At 38.7% G+C, this 20,493-nt stretch carries 14 protein-coding genes and 1 tRNA gene; 7 read left to right on the top strand and 8 right to left on the bottom strand.

Features of this window, described 5'->3' with window-relative positions; translation table 11 throughout:
• Window positions 1-44: 44 nt before the first annotated feature.
• A complete protein-coding gene (gene metH / locus ACX1N5_RS00975) occupies window positions 45-3,731 on the top strand; it encodes a methionine synthase (protein ID WP_458800110.1) in 3,687 nt (1,228 codons plus the stop codon).
• A gap of 59 nt (window positions 3,732-3,790) precedes the next feature.
• Here metH and ACX1N5_RS00970 read toward each other — a convergent pair whose 3' ends face one another.
• Both ACX1N5_RS00970 and ACX1N5_RS00965 read right to left on the bottom strand, forming a co-directional pair.
• On the bottom strand, window positions 3,791-4,321 hold the full coding sequence (locus ACX1N5_RS00970) for a YaeQ family protein (RefSeq protein WP_131380869.1): 531 nt from the start codon (window positions 4,319-4,321) through the stop codon (window positions 3,791-3,793).
• A gap of 221 nt (window positions 4,322-4,542) precedes the next feature.
• Window positions 4,543-4,974 carry a hypothetical protein gene (locus tag ACX1N5_RS00965; protein ID WP_458800108.1) on the bottom strand — a complete coding sequence of 144 codons (432 nt, stop codon included), beginning with the start codon at window positions 4,972-4,974 and terminating at the stop codon, window positions 4,543-4,545.
• A 587-nt stretch (window positions 4,975-5,561) separates the two neighbouring features.
• On the opposite strand from ACX1N5_RS00965, the gene ACX1N5_RS00960 reads away from it, so the two are divergent.
• A complete protein-coding gene (locus tag ACX1N5_RS00960; RefSeq protein WP_458800107.1) occupies window positions 5,562-7,292 on the top strand; it encodes a hypothetical protein in 1,731 nt (576 codons plus the stop codon).
• Window positions 7,293-7,860: 568 nt separating this feature from the next.
• On the opposite strand, the gene pgaD is transcribed toward ACX1N5_RS00960, so the two are convergent.
• The 4 genes from pgaD to pgaA are packed head-to-tail and all read right to left on the bottom strand — an operon-like array spanning window position 7,861 to window position 13,884.
• Entirely contained in the window at window positions 7,861-8,346 is a 486-nt protein-coding gene (gene pgaD, locus ACX1N5_RS00955) for a poly-beta-1,6-N-acetyl-D-glucosamine biosynthesis protein PgaD (RefSeq protein ID WP_458800105.1), read from the bottom strand.
• Entirely contained in the window at window positions 8,343-9,590 is a 1,248-nt protein-coding gene (gene pgaC, locus ACX1N5_RS00950; protein ID WP_458800103.1) for a poly-beta-1,6-N-acetyl-D-glucosamine synthase, read from the bottom strand. Before pgaC ends, pgaD begins: the two co-directional genes overlap by 4 nt.
• On the bottom strand, window positions 9,587-11,374 hold the full coding sequence (pgaB, locus tag ACX1N5_RS00945; RefSeq protein ID WP_458800101.1) for a poly-beta-1,6-N-acetyl-D-glucosamine N-deacetylase PgaB: 1,788 nt from the start codon (window positions 11,372-11,374) through the stop codon (window positions 9,587-9,589). The genes pgaC and pgaB overlap by 4 nt, the downstream gene beginning before the upstream one ends.
• Window positions 11,374-13,884, bottom strand: coding sequence for a poly-beta-1,6 N-acetyl-D-glucosamine export porin PgaA (gene pgaA, locus ACX1N5_RS00940; protein ID WP_458800099.1), 2,511 nt, complete (start codon window positions 13,882-13,884; stop codon window positions 11,374-11,376). Before pgaA ends, pgaB begins: the two co-directional genes overlap by 1 nt.
• A gap of 315 nt (window positions 13,885-14,199) precedes the next feature.
• Between pgaA and ACX1N5_RS00935 the strand changes: the two genes are divergently transcribed.
• The 4 genes from ACX1N5_RS00935 (at window position 14,200) to lon (ending at window position 18,235) form a co-directional block, all read left to right on the top strand.
• Window positions 14,200-14,285 (top strand) — tRNA-Leu (locus ACX1N5_RS00935).
• Between the two features lie 232 nt (window positions 14,286-14,517).
• On the top strand, window positions 14,518-15,021 hold the full coding sequence (locus ACX1N5_RS00930; protein WP_458800097.1) for a hypothetical protein: 504 nt from the start codon (window positions 14,518-14,520) through the stop codon (window positions 15,019-15,021).
• 68 nt (window positions 15,022-15,089) lie between these two features.
• Window positions 15,090-15,677 (top strand): 5-formyltetrahydrofolate cyclo-ligase, encoded by a 588-nt coding sequence (locus ACX1N5_RS00925; protein WP_458800095.1) that lies wholly within the window; start codon window positions 15,090-15,092, stop codon window positions 15,675-15,677.
• A gap of 128 nt (window positions 15,678-15,805) precedes the next feature.
• Window positions 15,806-18,235 carry an endopeptidase La gene (lon, locus tag ACX1N5_RS00920; protein WP_458800093.1) on the top strand — a complete coding sequence of 810 codons (2,430 nt, stop codon included), beginning with the start codon at window positions 15,806-15,808 and terminating at the stop codon, window positions 18,233-18,235.
• Between the two features lie 86 nt (window positions 18,236-18,321).
• Here the strand turns inward: lon and ACX1N5_RS00915 are convergent, their stop codons facing one another.
• Together ACX1N5_RS00915 and ACX1N5_RS00910 are read right to left on the bottom strand one after the other, a co-directional pair.
• Window positions 18,322-18,744 carry an RcnB family protein gene (locus tag ACX1N5_RS00915; RefSeq protein WP_458800091.1) on the bottom strand — a complete coding sequence of 141 codons (423 nt, stop codon included), beginning with the start codon at window positions 18,742-18,744 and terminating at the stop codon, window positions 18,322-18,324.
• A 299-nt stretch (window positions 18,745-19,043) separates the two neighbouring features.
• The gene (locus ACX1N5_RS00910) at window positions 19,044-19,415 is read right to left on the bottom strand and encodes an RcnB family protein (protein ID WP_458800089.1); all 372 of its coding nucleotides are present in this window, start codon (window positions 19,413-19,415) and stop codon (window positions 19,044-19,046) included.
• Window positions 19,416-19,980: 565 nt separating this feature from the next.
• Here ACX1N5_RS00910 and rlmH point away from each other — a divergent pair.
• A complete protein-coding gene (rlmH, locus tag ACX1N5_RS00905; protein ID WP_004753203.1) occupies window positions 19,981-20,460 on the top strand; it encodes a 23S rRNA (pseudouridine(1915)-N(3))-methyltransferase RlmH in 480 nt (159 codons plus the stop codon).
• Window positions 20,461-20,493: the final 33 nt, after the last annotated feature.

Genomic DNA, 20,493 nt, shown 5'->3' with positions numbered 1-20,493 from the left:
AAGCTCATTTTCTCGCTGTTGCCCTCTGCTATATAAGGCTGTGTATGTCGACACTCAACACTTTAAAACAAATCCTTTCTCAACGTATTATGATGCTCGATGGTGCTATGGGCACCATGATCCAGCAACATAAATTACAGGAACAAGATTATCGGGGTGAGCGCTTTGCCGACTGGGAACATGACTTAAAAGGCAACAACGACTTACTCGTACTCACCCAACCTGACATTATTCAAGGTATTCATGAAGCATACCTTGAAGCAGGTGCAGATATTATTGAAACCAACAGTTTCAACGGAACACGGGTTTCCATGTCAGATTATCACATGGAAGATCTGGTTCCTGAGATTAACCGTGAAGCAGCACGCCTGGCTAAAGCTGCGTGTGAAAAATATTCTACTCCAGAGAAGCCGCGTTTCGTGGCAGGTGTGCTTGGACCGACATCGCGTACCTGTTCGATTTCCCCTGACGTGAACAACCCTGCTTTTCGTAACATCACTTTCGATGCACTTAAAGAAAACTACGTTGAATCTACACTTGCCTTAATTGAAGGTGGTGCAGACATTATCCTAATTGAAACGGTATTTGATACGCTGAACTGTAAAGCGGCCATTTTTGCCGTGGAAGAAGCTTTCCAGAAGTTAGGTCGTAGCTTACCGATTATGATTTCGGGTACGATCACCGATGCGTCTGGTCGTACTTTAACAGGTCAAACTGCTGAGGCATTCTGGAACTCGGTTCGTCACGCCAATGTCTTATCAGTAGGTTTTAACTGTGCGCTGGGTGCAGATGCCATGCGCCCACACGTTAAAACCATTAGTGATGTTGCTGATGTGTATATTTCTGCACATCCAAATGCTGGCTTACCAAATGCTTTTGGTTCTTATGATGAAACTGCTGATCAAACCGCAGCCTTTATTCGTGAATTTGCAGAAAGTGGCATTATCAACATTGCAGGTGGTTGCTGTGGTACAACACCTGCACATATTCGCGCTATCTATGAAGCGATTAAAGAATTGCCACCACGCCAAGTGCCTGAAACCATTCCCGCTTGCCGTTTAAGTGGTTTAGAAGCATTTAACATCTATAAAGACTCTTTATTTGTTAACGTTGGCGAACGTACTAACGTGACAGGCTCTAAAAAATTCCTGCGCCTCATTCGTGAAGAAAAATTTGCCGAAGCTTTAGAAGTTGCTCAGCAACAAGTTGAAGCTGGCGCGCAGATCATCGACATTAACATGGATGAAGGCATGCTGGATTCGGAAAATGCGATGGTCCATTTCCTAAATCTTGTCGCGTCTGAACCTGATATTTCACGCGTACCGATCATGATTGACTCCTCTAAATGGGAAATCATTGAAGCGGGCTTAAAGTGTGTTCAAGGTAAACCTGTCGTTAACTCGATCTCTTTAAAAGAAGGCTATGACGAGTTCGTACACAAAGCACGTCTGTGTCGTCAGTATGGCGCTGCGATTATCGTTATGGCATTTGACGAAGATGGACAAGCGGATACCGCAGCACGTAAACGTGAAATCTGTAAGCGCTCTTATGACATTTTAGTCAATGAAGTTGGTTATCCATCTGAAGATATTATCTTCGACCCGAACGTATTTGCTGTGGCAACAGGGATTGAAGAACACAATAACTACGCTGTGGACTTCATTGAAGCAACAGGCTGGATTAAACAAAACCTGCCAAATGCCATGATTTCAGGTGGTGTGTCTAACGTTTCGTTCTCATTCCGTGGTAATGAACCTGTACGTGAAGCGATTCACTCCGTGTTCTTGTACTATGCCATCAAGCAAGGCATGACCATGGGGATTGTCAATGCAGGGCAAATGGCAATCTATGATGACATTCCAAAAGAACTCAAAGATGCTGTTGAAGATGTTGTTCTGAATCAGAATCAGGGTGAAAGTGGTAACGAAGCTACAGAAAAACTGCTGGAAGTAGCCGAAAAATTCCGTGGGCAAGGCGGTGCAGCCAAAGAAGCTGAAAACCTTGAATGGCGTAACCAATCAGTTGAAAAACGTCTTGAATATGCGCTAGTCAAAGGGATTACTACTTATATTGACCAAGATACCGAAGAAGCCCGCTTAAAAGCGAAACGCCCTCTTGATGTAATCGAAGGTGCGTTGATGGATGGTATGAACGTGGTTGGTGACTTGTTCGGTTCAGGTAAAATGTTCCTGCCACAAGTAGTCAAATCAGCACGTGTCATGAAACAAGCGGTGGCTTGGCTCAACCCGTACATTGAAGCAGAAAAGACTGGCAGCCAATCTAAAGGTAAAATCCTGATGGCAACCGTAAAAGGTGACGTCCATGATATTGGTAAAAATATTGTAGGCGTGGTCTTGGGCTGTAATGGTTATGATATTGTTGACCTTGGCGTAATGGTTCCTGCTGAGAAAATTCTACAAACTGCAATTGATGAGAAATGTGACATCATCGGTTTATCAGGTTTGATTACCCCAAGTCTGGATGAAATGGTGTTTGTTGCTAAAGAAATGCAGCGCAAAGGCTTTAATATCCCGTTGATGATTGGTGGTGCAACCACGTCTAAAGCACATACTGCGGTCAAAATCGAACCTCAATACCAAAATGATGCAGTAATTTACGTTGCCGATGCTTCGCGTGCTGTGGGTGTTGCTACCACACTTTTATCTCAAGACATGCGTGGTGCATTTATTGCTGACCAACGTGCGGAATATAACAAAATCCGTGAGCGTTTAGCCAACAAACAACCTAAGGCTGCGAAACTGAGCTATACAGAATCGGTTGATAATGGTCTAAAAATTGACTGGCAAAGTTATGTACCACCTGTACCAAACTTTATTGGGACACAAGTCATTACCAATTACCCGCTTGATGTTTTGGTTGAATACTTTGACTGGACACCATTCTTTATTTCATGGAGTTTGGCGGGCAAGTTCCCGAAAATTTTAGAAGATGAAGTGGTTGGTGAAGCTGCGACTGACTTGTATAACCAAGCACAAGCGATGCTCAAAGATATTATTGAAAATAAACGCTTCGATGCTCGTGCTGTGTTTGGTTTGTATCCTGCCAAACGTACAGGTGCCGATACCGTGACTGCCTATAATGAGTCTGGCAATGCAACGCATCACTTTGAGCATATTCGTCAGCAGTCAGACAAAGTTACAGGCAAACCGAACTTGTCTTTGGCTGACTTTATTGCACCAACTGACGATCATCAGGATTATCTGGGCGGCTTTACGGTTTCGATTTTTGGCGCAGAAGAAATTGCCAATGACTATAAAGCCAAGGGTGATGATTACTCGGCGATCTTAATCCAGTCTTTGGCAGATCGTTTTGCAGAAGCCTTTGCTGAGCACTTGCATGAACGTATTCGTAAAGAGTTCTGGGGTTATCAAGCCAATGAAACTTTAAGCAATGAAGAATTAATTAAAGAAAAATATGTCGGGATTCGTCCTGCACCAGGCTACCCTGCTTGCCCTGAACACTCAGAAAAAGCGACCCTGTTTAACTGGCTCGGTTCGACTGAGAAAATTGGGACTCAGCTCACCAGCAGTTTTGCAATGTGGCCGCCTTCATCGGTCAGTGGTTTCTACTATAGCTTGCCACAAAGTGAATACTTTAATGTCGGCAAGATTTCGCAAGATCAGTTAGAAGATTATGCAAAACGTAAAGGTTGGACACTGGATGAAGCCAAGCGTTGGTTAGCACCAAATTTAGATGATTCGATTGCTTGATTAATGAAAAGAAAGCCCCTCAACTGAGGGGCTTTCTTTTAAATGAAGATACTCAAAAATTACTGTAACTTGATCCATTCAATCACGGCTTGACCAGCATCGCTCATCAGCGTCCACTCCCCATCCATAATGTTGAGCTGCAACTGCATGGTACGTTCACATAACGCTTGGATTGCTGTGGTGGTTGCTTCAGTCAGTTGCCAAACTTCAACATTTTTTAAAGTTTTCAATTTACTGCTACGCTTATACCATTCTTCCACTGAGCTACCATAAGCAATCACGACAACCTGCTGACAACGCGCACTGGCTTTTTTTACTTTATCTTCATCAGGACAACCGACTTCAATCCATTTTTCGAGCAGACCTGTTAAGTCTTTCTGCCACAATGCAGGCTCATTCACTTCAAATAAATCTTTGGTAAATTCCAGTTGCTCATCGGCATAACGAGCAAAAGCCAAAACACGTACCATTAAACGCTCGATGGTTTCTGATGGATGCAATGCCATCGTCAATTGATAATCACCATAATTGTGATGATCCATATCCGCAATATTGAGGTCTGCTTTATAAATCGTTGCTTTAAGTGCCATGTGCTACAAATTACCTAAAAAATCCGCGCCTAGCATAACCAATTTTAAATGCCCGTGTAGAAATTTTTCAGGCCAACATTCAAATTGGGATTGCAAAGTTTCAAGCTCTGCAATGATCATATGAAGTAATACTGCACACCAAATGTTAACTTCATAACAACAAGAGAAACCTTGGATACTGAATTATTTAAATCGTTTTACCCTCTTTATAATCATTCACATTATTTGATCAAAATTTCCTGAATTTTAAGGTGATGCATCATTTCACGAATCATCACAAAATAAACAAAGACTTGTTGTTGGTCTTCTTTAACTTGATGCAAATAATAGTTTAAATGATCGACAAAATCATTAAAGGCATGCTCAAGCTGGACTCGATCAATTGAGTCTGATGTTTTAAAAAATAGTTGATTCAATAGCTTCATCATTGAATCAGAGGTGATTGCTCTCCCCTGTACATGTCTTAGCTGTGGTTCTGATTCTAGTAGTTCTTCAATCAAATAGATCATTTTCTCAATGGCAAGTTCAGACCAGATGCCTTGTACCAAACTCTGTTGTTGAATAGCATCCAATCCTTGAGTAAGGATAAACTGCTGTGAATTCCACAGAATCTCGATATGGTCGGCTTTAAGAGAAAATTGGAAAGGTTGCATATGGGTTTCTTTATTTCAATAAATACTGATAGTAAAGTATCTATGTTCTGAGATAGAAAATGTTAAAAAATTATTATCCCCTCCTCTCATGAAGCATTTTTCTCAGTTCTAATAGAAAACCTGATCTTCCACGCTTAACTTGGGTGGTCTACCTGTAACGTGGCATTTTTAGCTGCTCAACCATTCAGTAGAAGCCTGACCATGAGACACTTGTATATCACTTGAACTGAATTTTAGAATTTTTTTTAAAATGATGTATTTTATCCATAAATATGTATGAATACTCAAAAACTGTGGTACAAATAATCAACTAAGAAGATGATCACTTTTTGAGTTATGAAAGAGATTTATTATCTGTTAGATAGAGTGCGTGTCATTTAAAAATATACAAATAAAAAGAGCTTAAAGAATTCTCTTAAGCCTTTAAAACTAATTTTTTCAAATCAGGACATGTCCCAATCTAAAGTTCTTAGGGAAAAATACAATTTATACACATAAAATTCTATGCAAAATACAAATTATTGGATATTTTTGTGATAATGAGCACGTTTTTAATAGTGAATTTAGTTTAAGGGCTTTGGATTTCCATGCAGACATATATCCCTTATCAGCTTCGGGTAAAGTTAAAACAAATTGATCCTATTCTTGATAGCAATTGGCAGCAAGAACTAGATTCGATACTTTCTGCCACCCCTAAAGCACTGCATCAAAAAATAGAAGATGAGTATTTAAAACCTCAGAATATTTATTGGAATTACCTGACCCATGTTTTTGAATTTAAAGATTATACTCATTTAAAAGATATTGCTCTGCATACGCAAAATTCAGAGCTATTGCAACTTGCACAAAGAATTAATGCTAGTTTCAGTTATCTAGAGAATTATCAAACCGACTTTCAAGTTGCAGATTACTTAGAAACGATTGTTCGTGAAATTAATCAAATAGATCTGGAAAATCAAAAAGATATTCAGGCTCAACAACTCATAAAAAAAGCATTTCTCTATGATTCTGCATTAATTATTCGGCAGTTAGATTTTTCTGTTTCGGAAAATCATCGTGATCTGGACAGAGAGCAAATTCGCACTTTTATCTTTGAAGTCTTCATGAAAAGTGAAATTCTGGGAAGCTGGTTTGCCCAAATTTTACCGAGTGAATATGCTGAACAGAAACTGGCCATTTTTCAGGATTATTTTATTGCTGAACAACTGGTTCGTAACTTTGAAATTATTAAAACCTTTCAATATTATTTTGTTCTCGGCAGCTCTTACGATCATTCAGTTTCCGCTTATTCAATTCGCCGCTTCTTAACCGAAGAAAATTTTGGTAAAGAAGATCGATTTTATATCAGTGGTCTGGTTCTCGATCCTCAACAGCTCGATCAACCAGATTATGTTGAAAATTTTAAACAAATGATGACTAGAATCATTGGTATTCAACGTGAAATGAATCCGCACATTGTGGAACTGATTGAATCCCTGCATGAATATAATCAGCAGCATCTCATTCCGAGCTTGAAAGAAATTCTGAATATTCAAAGTTTTTCAGTTGATCATCTGGTTAAAGAGCATATCGAAATTTTAGAAAAAGATTTGTCTTTAAATATTTTTGAACCTTTCCTAAAAGGCTTAAAAAAAAGCGTTCAACATACGGATGAATTAGAATTTTGCTATTTCAATATTCTCAGGTTACTGAATGAATTTTTACATCAACTGGAAATTTTATCGCAGGAGCCAATTCTTCAGTTCAATCAGCATGCTCGCCTGTTCAAATATCGTTTAGTTGCGTATGTAAAATTATTAGAACAGCGCCGGAAACAGATTTTCATGATCTTCTATGATGAACATCAATATCAACAACATGTACAAGCAGTTTTAGCACCCACTCAACAAATTAGAGAACTGCTTAATGATGCGATTGAGCAAACTCGTAATATACAACAGCAGCTACGCCAGTTAGAGCGAGAAACACAGAACACGAAAAATGTCAGTTTTATTAAACGGTTCTTTCACAAGTCTGAAAACCATGAATTTAAAATCAATGAATTAAAACAGAATATCATTGATATTCGAGATCACTGTTATCTCAAAATCATTACAATTCAGAAACAAGCCTCTCAGGAAAGCGTTTATCTAGAAGCAAAAAATTTAATTTCGGCCATGGACTCCCAAATACGTCATTATGCATTCGCAAATGGTGAAAATGGGGTGACACGTTTACCACTTCTTTTACAGCTCCCCGAAGACCGCAATAGTTTCAATATGCAAAGCATACTATTGGCTTTAAATTATGAATTTATGCTCTCAGCAAAATTTGGGTAATTTCAAAGAATTCTTAATGTGTATTTAATGAATAGTCTGAGTAATTGAATTGATTGCACTTCACAAGCATGTGCTTTTTCCTGTTGCTATAGCTTTCCTTCTGTTGTTAGACCTTTCTTGAAGCGATTAGATCTGCAATGCTATAACTTATCGCAGCATGAATAAATTTCAGTATTCACCCCAATAACGGAGGCAGAGGAAAACCTCCATCTTTACGCTTAACTTGGCTCGTCTATCTTTAACATGCATATTTAGCTGCTCAATCATTCAATAGAAAGTTGGCTATGATATATCTGTAATCACTTGAACCAAGTTCTAAGAACTTTTTTGGAAACAATCTATTGATCCATAGATTATTAATGGGTAATCAAAAAACTATGGAGCAAATAATCAACGAAGAAGATGATCACTTTTAAAGTTATGAACAAGATGAATTTAAACGACTAAAAAAGTGATTAACCATCTATTCATACTGCCTAAAATATCTAAAAGCCAATCACCTTCTTATTCCATCTATATCTTCAAAAGCAAACAGTGAATTAAAAAACAATCAATTAAAGCCATTGAGCTATTTCACAACATCATAATATTCTAGCAGTCCATCTTCATCGTAGTGCAAAACAATATTAGATCCTTGTTGCAATTTGACCAGATCATCTCCAGTGAGTAAGAAATCTTTAGCAAACTCATCAATTGGCGTATTTTGAGACTTTTTTCTTCGCTCTTTATTATTAAATCTAACCCAATTATAAGACGCCCATAAAATCAGTAATAAGCTGAAAATTAAAATACCAATTCCTATATGCATTAAACTTGTTAATTGAGCATACATTGCATCATTAAAAATATATTTTTTGACCAATTTAAACTCAAAATACCATAAGAATAGCGTAATTAATGGGAAGATAATTAAAATAAATAGCACCCAACCTATTAACTGTAAAATATAGCCTGCTGTTTTATTTTTAACATAATGAGGATTATCAATATATTCAGGTAAATCAAGTTTTGATTCATCCTCGATGATTTGATAATTAATGACTGGATTGCTCATACTTTATCTCCTTTAAAACCACGATCTGGGCTAACCCATCGTGCACGTTTTTTAGGTAAAAATAATGCTCTAGGTACTGCAATAACTGTTGTTATTGTTGTAATTAACCAAAAGAAAAGTGGATACCAGATGACCCAAAAATAATTTCGAAAGAAGCGATTGCTGCCATCATAGCGTTTATCGATCCACAAACTTATTGTAAATTGAATCAAGCAAGTAAAACCAAGTATCGTTCCATACCATTCAGGTAAAAGTGTTTTAATAAACAGTTCATTTGGAATATGGAAAAATACACCAAGAAAATACAAGATAAAAATAAGCAGCATGATATAAGACCATGTGACGCTCATGATGGTTTCTAAAACAATGATCCACATACGGCGTAGTCGCCATTTAAAAATGTGTTTGGTGTAGTCACGTAAAACTTCCATACCACCCTGAGCCCAACGCAATCGTTGTTTAAATAAACCAACAAAAGTTTCAGGCATATAAATATAACAGAGTGCTTGAGGAATATACTGTATATCCCATTGATTAAATTGTAATTTCCATGAAATATCAATATCTTCTGTTAATTTATCATCTGACCAAAATCCGACTTGTTTCAGTGCAGTTTTACGAAAACCAGCAATTACACCAGAAACCGTAAAAAGACGACCATAAGTTCGTTGAGCACGTTTAATCAAGCCGATAATTGAAGAAAATTCGCCTACTTGTAATTTTCCCAAGATGCTCGAACGGTTAATAATACGAGGATTCCCTGTTACCGCACCAACGCGTGGCAAGTTGACCATCGGATCTAGCATCCATAGCACCGCATGCGGATGCAGCAATGCATCACCGTCAATACAAACCAAGTATTCATATTGGCTTACCAAGACACCTGAGCGTAACGCAAATGCTTTTCCCTGATTTTTTGCCAAATGCACTACTCTAAGGTTTGCATATTGACTCTGCAACTCATCTAAAATTTGCCCGGTTCGATCGGTACTTCCATCATTAACCGCAATGATCTCAAATTTTGGATATTGTGTCTGTGCTGCGTAACGAATGGTATCTCGAACATGTTCCTCTTCATTAAAGCAAGGAATAATAATACTGCACCCTTCACCTGTAGGTTTTGGAACATGACGTTTTGGATATTCACGCTTAAAGAAAAACCATATACCACCGACAATCCAAATCCATGCCATAAATAGAGGGTATAAAAAAGCAAAATCAAATAAATATTTTAGCCAGCTCATGGGACTTTCTCCAAATTCATATCATTTTTAAATGGATTTTTATAATTCAATGGACTGTCATTTTGGCTGAGTGGTGTATAAAGATACTTATGAAAAAACATCCCATTTTCTAGGTTATATTGATTTGCACCAATATTTTGAATACCTAATCCCTGTAAATCGATTAATGTTTTTTGAGCTGCTTTCCAGTCAGACTCAGATTTTAAATTTTTTGTATCAATACTGAAAGATATTCGACTTTTTGTAGATAATGGCAAGTTACCAAATACCTTTTTCAATATTTTAGTCTGTTGTTTATCTGCTGGTTTATCTAAAATGAAATTAACAAATTCAAAATGATTCATCAGATTGGGTAAAACATTATCCATGGAATTTTCAAGATCTGGAGTAAGTGGAACTCTAAGCCCAAATCTAAATGTTTTACTGACATTTGAATAATATTCCGCAGTTTGTTTAATTTTATCAAACCATTTCATTTTTTCTGGCGTTGTAATCGCCGATAAGTCATCATCAAACTCTAAAAATATTCCAGATAAACTTGTGTTATTTTTCATTAAATCCATAACAAATGGATTTAATTTTTGTGGTTGATTTTTAAAAGAGCTCAATGGGATATTGGCATAGACATCAACAGATAAACGTGATTGAACCTGCCAGGTAAAACGATTCATTACATCTTGTGACATCGGGAAAATAGTATTTGGGAAAAATACTTTTTCATTACTCTGGTCAAAAACATCTACAAAGACTTTATTGACAGATAAAGCCTGTAGACGATCCAGCATTACACCTAGACGCTGATCATCATATTGACCCGATTGCCCAATTAAATCATCAAGTTTAATACTCAGGCTATGCCGTATGTTTATTTTCGAATCTTCATGATAATTCACAACATTTAATAGTTCTTGTTGTAAACCTTCTGAATCAGGATTATTCAATATAAGTATTCGTTTATATACTGGGTCATTAATTTGATTAATACCAGATCGACCTAAACTAAATGAAATTGGCAGGCCGGCTTTTTTGGCAATATTCTCGGTTTCTGGTGTTACTGCACCGTATGGCCAAATCACTGCTCGAACTTGAACACCAAGCTGTTTCTGCAAAATCTCTTTGGACTGATGCAAATCACTATAAATTCGCTCTTCAAATTCCTGATCTGTTTCGTAGCGGTGCTGATTTTTTAAATATAGCCGAGTAATTGCCGCAGGTTCTTCATTTCCCTGCGGGTTTGCCAAAATCCCAAGGTGAGAATGATCTGTATGACTGACAAAATCGACCAATCCCGATTTTTGCATTTCCCTCATTTCATCCCAAGTCATAAAATTACTGGGATTGTTGTAGGTCGTTTCTTCATCAAATTTACTGGTTTTGTTGGTCCAGCCCGTTACAATCCCAAAAACGGCAGGAAACTTATACTGCTTCAATAATGGATAAACTTGCGTATAGCAGCTGAGTAATCCATCATCAAAACTTAAGACAATCGCATTTGGAGGAAGTGGTTTTTTCCCTTCACGAGCATCAATAATTTGTTGCAGCGAAACAGGATGCCACTTGGAGTGACTTAACCAGTCAAAGAATTCGGCAAGATTGCGAGAGTTAATCGCATATGAGTCCGCATCATCTCTTTTCAGTACGTCTTCTCTTACATTGTGAAAATTCAATGCAATTGATTGATTTTGTCCTAATATGCTGTCAGGCGCTGCAGCATATGTTTGCACTGACAAAAGGCTTGATAGCACAAAAGCATATGGCAATATTGTTTGATTAAACTTTATCATTAAAAAATACCCCTAAATCCTACTAGACCATAAGTACGGTCTTCTTGTTTTCCATCATAAGGGTGTCTTGTAATGCCAATTCCATACTCAAGCTGCCATGTGCGAGACAATGACCAGCGATGCAAATATTGCGCATTCCAAGTGACTTTGGTTCCATAATTTTTTTCATTGTAGAACCCTGTTCCTAGTTCAAAATGTTGCGTAAAGTTTTGGTTATATTTTCTCCATGTTACCCAATCATGCTGGAGAGTAACGTTCATTGCATAATATTGATCGGGGCTAAAATAAAGCGGTTCTTGTTTACTATTCGTACCATAGCCTGCGCTTACAAGCATATCGGTTATATGATGAGGAGAAGCCTGTAAGCGCTGAGTAAAATCAAAAGTCCAGTCTTGTTGTTTGTTGCCATCAGAAATATCTGTATAGGCATAAGTCAATCCAGCTGAACGTGATTCATTTTGACGCCAAAGAATGCTTGTTGAATATAATTTCCCATCTTGCTTATTACGTAGTGCTTGTAACGGAATCGGTGCCTGACTGTTATATTGCAAACGGTACTGCCAATTATCATTGAGCCATTGCGACCACTTGATATCAGCGCCTGTTTTTTCTTGATGTGAATTTTGAGACAATGCTACTGTTAAGTCTTTACGATTAGATGCCCACTCCAAGCCTAGACCATAGCGATCATCCCGAATATTACCGATATCAAAATGACCACTACGATTTTGAGAAAAGGCAAAAATACGATAATTGTCATACATCCATGGTGAATTTAGCCGCGTATAACTATCGAAATCCCGCGTTCCTCTCAAGTTTTGATTTATCTGATCTGAATTACTATGTCCCCAAGTCGATTCATGGCTAATACTAAAGTGATCTCGATCAGACATTTCCTTGCGGCTTTCTATCACACCACTATCATCTGGATACAATTCGAGCAGATGAGACAGATCCTTTTTCCAAGCTTGAATGTTGCCCAAGTCTTGCTCATTCTTCATCTGATTAATTAATGTGTTTTTATCAGGCTCTCTACCTGTTAATCTTGCTAAAGTTTTTTTGGAATGAAGAGGCTGTTCTCTCCAGCGCTGTATCATTGCCAAATTATTGAGATAAAGAGAATTATTCGGTGTTTTAGCAACGACATCTTGATAGTATTTTTCCGATGTGTTTAATTCATTGCGATAGGCGAAATTCAGACCTTTTAAGCTAATATATTCATAGCGATCATCGGCAGTCGTTTTATCCTCACCCTTAGCATTTCCATAATGATAAGTTGGAATGAGATGATCGACATCCTTGATTAGCTGATCTGCTTCTTGAAACTTTTCCTGCTCAATATAGGAATAGTAAAGACCAGAATAAACTTCCATATCTGGATAGTTCTTCTCTTTTAGTAAACTGAGATACAAAGTTTCAGCTTGTTGAGGCTGTTTGATTCGGAGATAAGCATTTGCCAATGCATGTCTGACATAAGCAGGCATATCTGCATAAGGGCGATTTAATTGCTGTGCATACTCAATTGCTTCGCTAGATCTACCGCGAAAGCTGAGAGCATAAATATAATTGTAATAAAAGTTAAAATACCCAGGTTTTTCTCTTGATACCTGTTTCTGCAAGTCGGTTGCTTTGGCTAAGCATTTATCCAAATCTGCATAGCTGACTTTATCTCCTTCGCCATGATTCGATAAATACTTATAATGCGCTATGGCATGTTTGATATCTTGACCAAACTGCAACAACTCCAAATTTAAAGATAAGCTTGACTTTTTGTCACTTAAGTTGCTGTGAGTCTTTAAAAACTGCTCAGCTTCCAAAAGTGCTCCTGAGTCCATCAAAGCATAAAAATATTCCTCTTGTACCCCCTGAACCTTCGGTGCTTTTTCATAAGCAAGACCGGCTGCATTCAAACTTTCAATCGGTTTGCCAGACATGCGATAGGCGTAAGAGACTTGGGTCAGTTGATCTGCATTTAAAGCACTTAAAGAAATGCTTTTTAAAGTCGCAACTGCATCCTGTGGTTGATTTAATTCGGCATACAGTACCGCTTTCATTACCTGTAATTGGACATTTTTATTATATGGTTCAAATTTTTTTAACCATGCCAGAGCAAGGTTAAATTGTTGCAGGTCTCTTACCCCCTGAATAACAGGAATCTGGGCATATTCTGGAAATTTATTCGGCTGAATACGCTGCAGTAAGGCAATATCATCCTGATTAAATTTTTGTGTCTGAAAACGTAAAGTTAAATAATCCGCAAGTACAATTTGATCATCGGGGTACTGAGATATTAATGTATGAAATAAAGACATACCTTGTTCAATCTGCCCCTGTCTGACAAGAACAACTGCTTTCTCACGAGATGATTTTAACTCTACCGATTCCTCAGTGGCATGCGCAACCGATATCGGTATGATCAGTAAAGAGGTAATGCAACTTATTGCACTACGATAATTAAATATAGACAATTTTGGCATCCTTTTTTTAAGTTTATAATGTTCTTTTCCCATAACTCTATTCCTATTTTAATCAAAAGTATATTGTTTGTTTTTTAAACATATTTTTCTTTATGAGTCTATTGTTGCAAAATTTTACATCATCAAAAAATATGTTCTCATCTACTTGTCTTTTATTATTTTTTAAAAATATTTCGCTTAATGAGAACGCGCTTTATGGGCAGAAACAGTGCTTCTTTCAAACCATCAACTTCCATATTTTTATATTTTCTTATTTTTATGCAAAAAACAGTTATTTGAGTAATTTTAAAGCAAATACCACAAGATAGTGTTGCCAACAAAAATAACTTGTTTTATGATTGCGGCCATGCCCGGGTGGTGAAATAGGTAGACACAGGGGATTTAAAATCCCCCGCCCACAAAGCGTGCCGGTTCGAGTCCGGCCCCGGGCACCATTTTAAAACTGTTAAAATGGTGTAAACAAAATCCAGCGAAAGCTGGTTTTTTTATATCTATAGATTTTCTGCACTTTCTGTGTAATTACAAAGCTGTAACAAAATTTTCAATTTTTATGTGTTTTTACAGCATAGCGCATACTTAGAGACTTTATACTTTCCCCCTGCATGATTAAGCTTTTTCTATGAAGGCACTATATTTCTTTTATTCACAGCAAAGTCGGGGCATGTTATGAAACCATTGTTGATTGTCTGTTTATGCCTTTCTTCATGGACACTATTTGCCTGCAAACCCAACCATATAAATTCACAACAGATTCATTTTAGCCACAATCAAGCCACTGATATTAAAATAGATCTTGGAATACTACAAAATTTAGCACAACGCCAAAATCAGGAAAGTTCTGTTTTTCAGCAACAAGCCTTACATACCATTCGTTCTGGTAATGCTGCCCAAATTGAACAAATTATTCAAAGCATGCAGCAGCGTGTCACAAAATTTAATTATGAATTACAGGACTTATTATTGAGTAGCGCAGAGGTTGATACGATTCGTCAAAAAATGATGCATAACAATCAGCTTAGCCTTGAACTTGCACAACTGGGAGCAGCTCAACGTCCAGATACGCTCAAGATCCTACAATTGCAAAAAAAACTTGAACAGAATCAGCAAGAAATTATTCAGTTAACCCATCGCGCCCAAGCAAAAATCAGTAAAATGACCAGTGCATCATAGGTGCTACTTTACTCGTTTACTTTTTATGGTAATACTTCAATCGTAAGCCGAACCCAAATGACCAGATCATGAATGCTTTAAACCTCCAACAGTTACGTCGTGAACTGCGGCGTAAGCGTCGTCGACTCACCTGTTTTCAGCAACGTCAGGCTGCTCAGGCCATATTAAGTCGTTTCCGACGCGTTCCTGCGATTCAAAAGGCAAAAAAAATCGGATTATATTTAGATGCTTTTGGTGAAATTGAAACCAAAGAGCTCATCGAACATTGCTTCAAACTCAATAAAGAAGTTTACTTACCCAAAATCTGCAATATGAATCAGCATTTACTCTGGGTCAAAATTTCTAGACAACAATTTTATACACGGCGTTTTGCGCCACACTGCTTGGGTATGCTGGAACCGCAACAACGCGGGATTGCCGTGAAGCATCTAGATGTATTGTGTATGCCTTTACTGGCTTGTGATATAAAAGGTATGCGTTTGGGTATGGGTGGTGGTTTTTATGATCGTACATTGTCTCAGGCTCAACATTTTCCCTTTCGCTTAGGGCTAGCGCATGAGTTTCAACGCCTTGATATTGTGCTTCCCCATCAGCCTTGGGATCAGCCGCTACATGCACTTTGTACACCACAATCTTATCGATATTTTAACCGATAACAAGCTGTTTTAAATTTAATCAAAATCATGGTTTTTTAATTTTTTCACAAGACTTGCCCTTGTAATTTAAAAAAAACCCATCACTATAAAAATCATGGCAACACTGTTGTCACTCATTAGGAGTGCCCATGACTGAACAAATTTTGAATCTTGAAAGTTCGCAAGAACTGACAATTCCAAACATATTACCATTATTAGCGTTACGTGATGTAGTGGTTTATCCGCACATGCAAATCGCGCTTTTTGTTGGTCGTGAAAAATCAATAAAAGCTGTTGATATGGCGCGTAGCAGTGACAATTTAGTCTTTGTGGTTGCACAAAAAGATTCTCTCACTGAAGATATTGATCAGGACAACCTGTACCAATACGGAACTGTGGCGAAAATCGTGCAAGTTGTGAACCACGAAAACGATGAAAACTGCATCAAAGTACTGATTGAAGGTTTACATCGTGCAAAACTAGAAAAGATCATTGATCAAACTGAGTATTTCACAGCTGAACATACGCTAAGCCCGATGAGTGTAGCATTAGACCAAGACACTCAGGATGAGCGCTTACAAGAATTGAAAGCATTATTTGCTCAATATGCTGAAGCAAAATTGCGCAATGCACGCGAGTTAATTACCGCTGCAACTAAGATTGATGATTTGCAACAATTGTTATTCTTCGTCGCAACACGTGTTCCTCTAAATATTGAAGTTAAACAGAATTTCTTGGAACATGATGAATTCGAAGCTCACTTAAAAGAGCTAATGACTTATTTGTTGCAACAATCTGAAGAGCAGCAAATTGAGCAGACACTACACGATAGTGTCAAACGCCAGATGGAAAAGAACCAACGCGAATACTTTCTGAATGAAAAAATGAAAGTCATTCAGCGTGAACTTTCCGATATGAATGGCGGTGCTGAAGATGATGTTGCTGAGCTTGAAAAACGTCTTGCCGAAGCAGATTTGCCTGAGCATGTGCGCAAAAAAGCAGAAGCAGAGTTTCGCAAACTCAAAGCCATGCAACCTGCGTCAAGCGAAGCGGCTGTGGTACGTAACTATCTAGATGTCATTTTAGATACACCATGGAATAAAGCCAGCAAGGTGAGTATTAACTTGCCAAAAGCACAAGAGATTCTTGATGCTGACCACTATGGTCTTGATGATGTTAAAGACCGTATTGTTGAATACTTAGCTGTTCAATCACGTGTGAAAAAACTCAAAGGCCCTATCCTCTGTTTAGTAGGTCCTCCAGGGGTTGGTAAAACTTCTCTTGGTGAATCCATTGCCAAAGCGACTGGTCGTGAGTTTGTACGCATGGCTTTGGGCGGTGTACGTGATGAAGCTGAAATTCGTGGTCACCGTCGTACCTATATCGGTGCGATGCCAGGTAAAATCGTGCAGTCATTGACTAAAGTCGGCGTGAAGAATCCGCTATTCTTACTCGATGAAATCGATAAAATGGCACAGGACTACCGTGGCGACCCTGCATCAGCATTGCTTGAAGTTCTTGACCCATCACAAAATAGTAAGTTTAACGACCACTATTTAGATTTGGATCTTGACCTGTCTGAAGTCATGTTCATCTGTACAGCTAACAGCATGAATATTCCTGAAGCATTGCTTGACCGTATGGAAGTCATTCGTCTTCCGGGTTATACCGAAGATGAAAAAGTCAATATTGCTTCACGCTATTTAGTACCGAAAGCAATTAAAGACAATGGCTTACGAAACAAAGAACTCACTGTGCATGAAGAAGCGATTCGTGACATTGTCCGCCGTTATACCCGCGAAGCAGGTGTGCGTAGCCTTGAACGAGAAATTTCTAAAATTGCTCGTAAAGTCGTGAAAGAAGCGGTAAGCAAGAAAGCGAAAAGCTTGCATATTGATGTGACTGAGCAGAACTTGCCAGATTACTTAGGTGTGCATAAATTCGATTACGGCATGGCTGAATCTGAAGCACAAGTTGGTCGTGTTAATGGTCTTGCATGGACATCTGTAGGTGGTGAATTACTTACCATTGAAGTAGCTGCGGTAAAAGGTAAAGGTAAGTTCATTACCACAGGTTCGCTTGGCGATGTGATGAAAGAATCGATCACCACAGCGATGACTGTAGTTCGTACCCGCGCTGATGAACTTGGTATCGAAGCATCACGTTTTGATGAAACCGATATTCACGTGCATTTACCTGAGGGTGCAACACCGAAAGATGGTCCATCCGCAGGTTTGGCACTGACTACGGCATTGGTATCTGCCTTTACAGGTATTCCAATCCGTGCAGATATCGCGATGACAGGCGAAACTACGCTTGCTGGCCGTGCACTGCGAATTGGTGGCTTGAAAGAGAAGTTGTTGGCAGCCCATCGTGGTGGGGTCAAACTGGTCTTCATTCCACAGGACAACGTGCGTGATTTGGCGGAAATTCCTGATAACGTGAAGGAAGGTTTAGAAATCAAAGCCGTGAAAAGCATTGATGAGATCTTGCCATTGGCATTGACTCAACAACCAACGCCTTTACCAAAAACATCACTGGTTGCAACAGTGGCTGAAAACCAAACGGCTCGTCACTAATCCCAAAAACATAAAAAAACCACTTCTTCGGAAGTGGTTTTTTTATTGCCTAAAATATTCAATTTTTCATCAATCCATTGAATAGCTTAATGAAAATGGGGGCCAAGTAAAATTTGAGTAATCACACTTGATGCCACCGCAACCAGTACAAAGTCTCCATCAATCTGCATCCAGCGATGACCATATGGAGGTGGCGGTAAACGTCGTTCATGCCAGTCTACATAATAGCGATCATCCATGTAATCACGCGGAATATATTGCCCTTCATGCCAGTAACGTACGGGATGATCTCGATCTCGCCAGTCATCACGTGATGAGTATTCTCGCCAATCATGTGATGAATATTCTCGCCAATAACGTGGTGGTGGCTCATCCCAATGGCGATAATGATGATGCTCATAATATTCTGATGCTCGATCATCATGATCCCACGGATCTGCCAAAGTTAGACCCGATGCAAGACTGGTGCTGAGTGCCAAGGCGACAGCCATCCATTTTGACTTACTCATTTCTTTCTCCTGTCATTTTGCATCCAGATACCGCCAGAGCAAAATATTGATACTTTCACGCATACATTTAAACTGATGTACGGCGTTACGCTTTTGGCTACTGTACGGAAATATTTAAGAGAAACCATGTAGATCGATGCAGTTTTGTGCAATGCTTTGTCTCATTTTTCGTGCTTAATTACTACGATTTTTAACGGTTTAAGCAAATCTTAATTTTTTGATTTTATGAATAATTACTGTAAATCTGCATAAAAAAACTGCTTCAAAGGAAGCAGTTTTTTGTCAAATACAGCGGTTTTCTAGCGCGATAAAACTGCCCCAGTAATTATACCTGTGGCAATTGCAATCAATAAGTAATCGCCATTCACACGTACCCAACGATGCCCGCGTGGTGGGTATGGCAAGTGATGCTCGCGCCAGTCTACATAATCGCCACGATAACGAGGGGGTAATCGGTCACCACGTGACCAGTGACCGCGATGATCATCCCAGTCTTCATGACGATGTTCCCAACCACGTCCGTCACGGTAATCTCGATGATCTCGATAATCACCTCGGTGATCGTAACCATGACGATCTCCATCACGATCATGCCAAGGCTCTGCCATTGCTAGGCTACTGGTGGCTACTGTCGAAACCACTAACACGGTGGTTATAATTTTCTTCAACATCGCTATTTACCTCTTTTTCATCATCAAGCCGAAACTTGACTGAAGATACTAAGGATTTACACCGACTTGGTTTTATCATCAAACTTTGAAGATGCATCCTGCTTAAGAAATAAGTTAGCCCGTAAATATAGTTTGATGATGTAGAAAGCCATTTCCTTATGTAATAAGTTTTACATATTCCATTTCAGATTAATCTATTTTTTTAAAAGATTCTCTTTTTTGTGCGGATTCTGTAATTTTTAAGATAATTTTGCTCGATCCAAATTCATCCCATGGACGATTGAATCGCATTTTCACTTTCGTATAAAAATACAAATAGCATAAAGATCGCTTTTAGAATATTTCAACTGCTTCAAGGTTTCTTGCAAGGCACGATATAGTGCACCTTATTCCTATTAAATGTAGCTTTCGCCTCCTTGCGAAGCTTTAACCGCTTCTCAAGACAAACCTTGCTTTGTTTATCTTCTTATCACTCAAGCACAGCTTTCGCCTTGCGCTCAGACAAAGCCTTGCTTTGTTTATCTTCGCTCAGGTTATAATTGTTTTTTTCGCAAAGATTGTCACGATGAAGATTCGCATTTTAACCATTGGACAGAAAATGCCTGCTTGGGTATTGACTGGTGTAGATGACTATTTAAAACGGATTCAACCCTTCGTCCAAACCCAATTTGTTGAATTGCCGATGGCAAAACGTGGTAAAAATGACTCCGATGCCGATATCTTGAAATACTGCCAGACTGAAGGTGAAAGTATTTTAGCTGCGCTCAAACCCAGTGAAACCCTGATCGCACTTGAAGTCGGTGGTCGGGAACTGAGTACCGAGAAACTGGCAGAGACCATGCAGCAATGGATGCTAGAGGGTCAGGATATTGCTTTAGCAATTGGTGGACCCGATGGCTTGAGTGATGCCGTACGACAGGCAGCCAAGTGGCACTGGTCTTTGTCTAAACTGACACTACCACATCCTCTGGTTCGGGTGATGCTAATTGAACAGCTTTACCGCGCCATGAGCATTAATCATAATCATCCGTATCATCGTGCTTAAAGCATGATGCAACAGTTCAAATTCAGGTGAACC

This window comes from Acinetobacter sp. ANC 4636 (genome assembly GCF_054454555.1).
The sequence above is the reverse complement of the archived record's forward strand: the minus strand, read 5'-3'. Positions and strand labels throughout refer to the sequence as shown.

Bases quoted from the DNA above. Each gene is read 5' to 3' on its own strand.
- ACX1N5_RS00915 (WP_458800091.1), bottom strand. From the start codon at position 18,744: ATGAGTAAGTCAAAATGGATGGCTGTCGCCTTGGCACTCAGCACCAGT.
- ACX1N5_RS00965 (WP_458800108.1), bottom strand. From the start codon at position 4,974: ATGCAACCTTTCCAATTTTCTCTTAAAGCCGACCATATCGAGATTCTG.
- pgaB (WP_458800101.1), bottom strand. From the start codon at position 11,374: ATGATAAAGTTTAATCAAACAATATTGCCATATGCTTTTGTGCTATCA.
- ACX1N5_RS00925 (WP_458800095.1), top strand. From the start codon at position 15,090: ATGAATGCTTTAAACCTCCAACAGTTACGTCGTGAACTGCGGCGTAAG.
- metH (WP_458800110.1), top strand. From the start codon at position 45: ATGTCGACACTCAACACTTTAAAACAAATCCTTTCTCAACGTATTATG.
- ACX1N5_RS00930 (WP_458800097.1), top strand. From the start codon at position 14,518: ATGAAACCATTGTTGATTGTCTGTTTATGCCTTTCTTCATGGACACTA.
- pgaD (WP_458800105.1), bottom strand. From the start codon at position 8,346: ATGAGCAATCCAGTCATTAATTATCAAATCATCGAGGATGAATCAAAA.
- ACX1N5_RS00970 (WP_131380869.1), bottom strand. From the start codon at position 4,321: ATGGCACTTAAAGCAACGATTTATAAAGCAGACCTCAATATTGCGGAT.
- ACX1N5_RS00910 (WP_458800089.1), bottom strand. From the start codon at position 19,415: ATGTTGAAGAAAATTATAACCACCGTGTTAGTGGTTTCGACAGTAGCC.
- lon (WP_458800093.1), top strand. From the start codon at position 15,806: ATGACTGAACAAATTTTGAATCTTGAAAGTTCGCAAGAACTGACAATT.
- pgaC (WP_458800103.1), bottom strand. From the start codon at position 9,590: ATGAGCTGGCTAAAATATTTATTTGATTTTGCTTTTTTATACCCTCTA.
- rlmH (WP_004753203.1), top strand. From the start codon at position 19,981: ATGAAGATTCGCATTTTAACCATTGGACAGAAAATGCCTGCTTGGGTA.
- pgaA (WP_458800099.1), bottom strand. From the start codon at position 13,884: ATGGGAAAAGAACATTATAAACTTAAAAAAAGGATGCCAAAATTGTCT.
- ACX1N5_RS00960 (WP_458800107.1), top strand. From the start codon at position 5,562: ATGCAGACATATATCCCTTATCAGCTTCGGGTAAAGTTAAAACAAATT.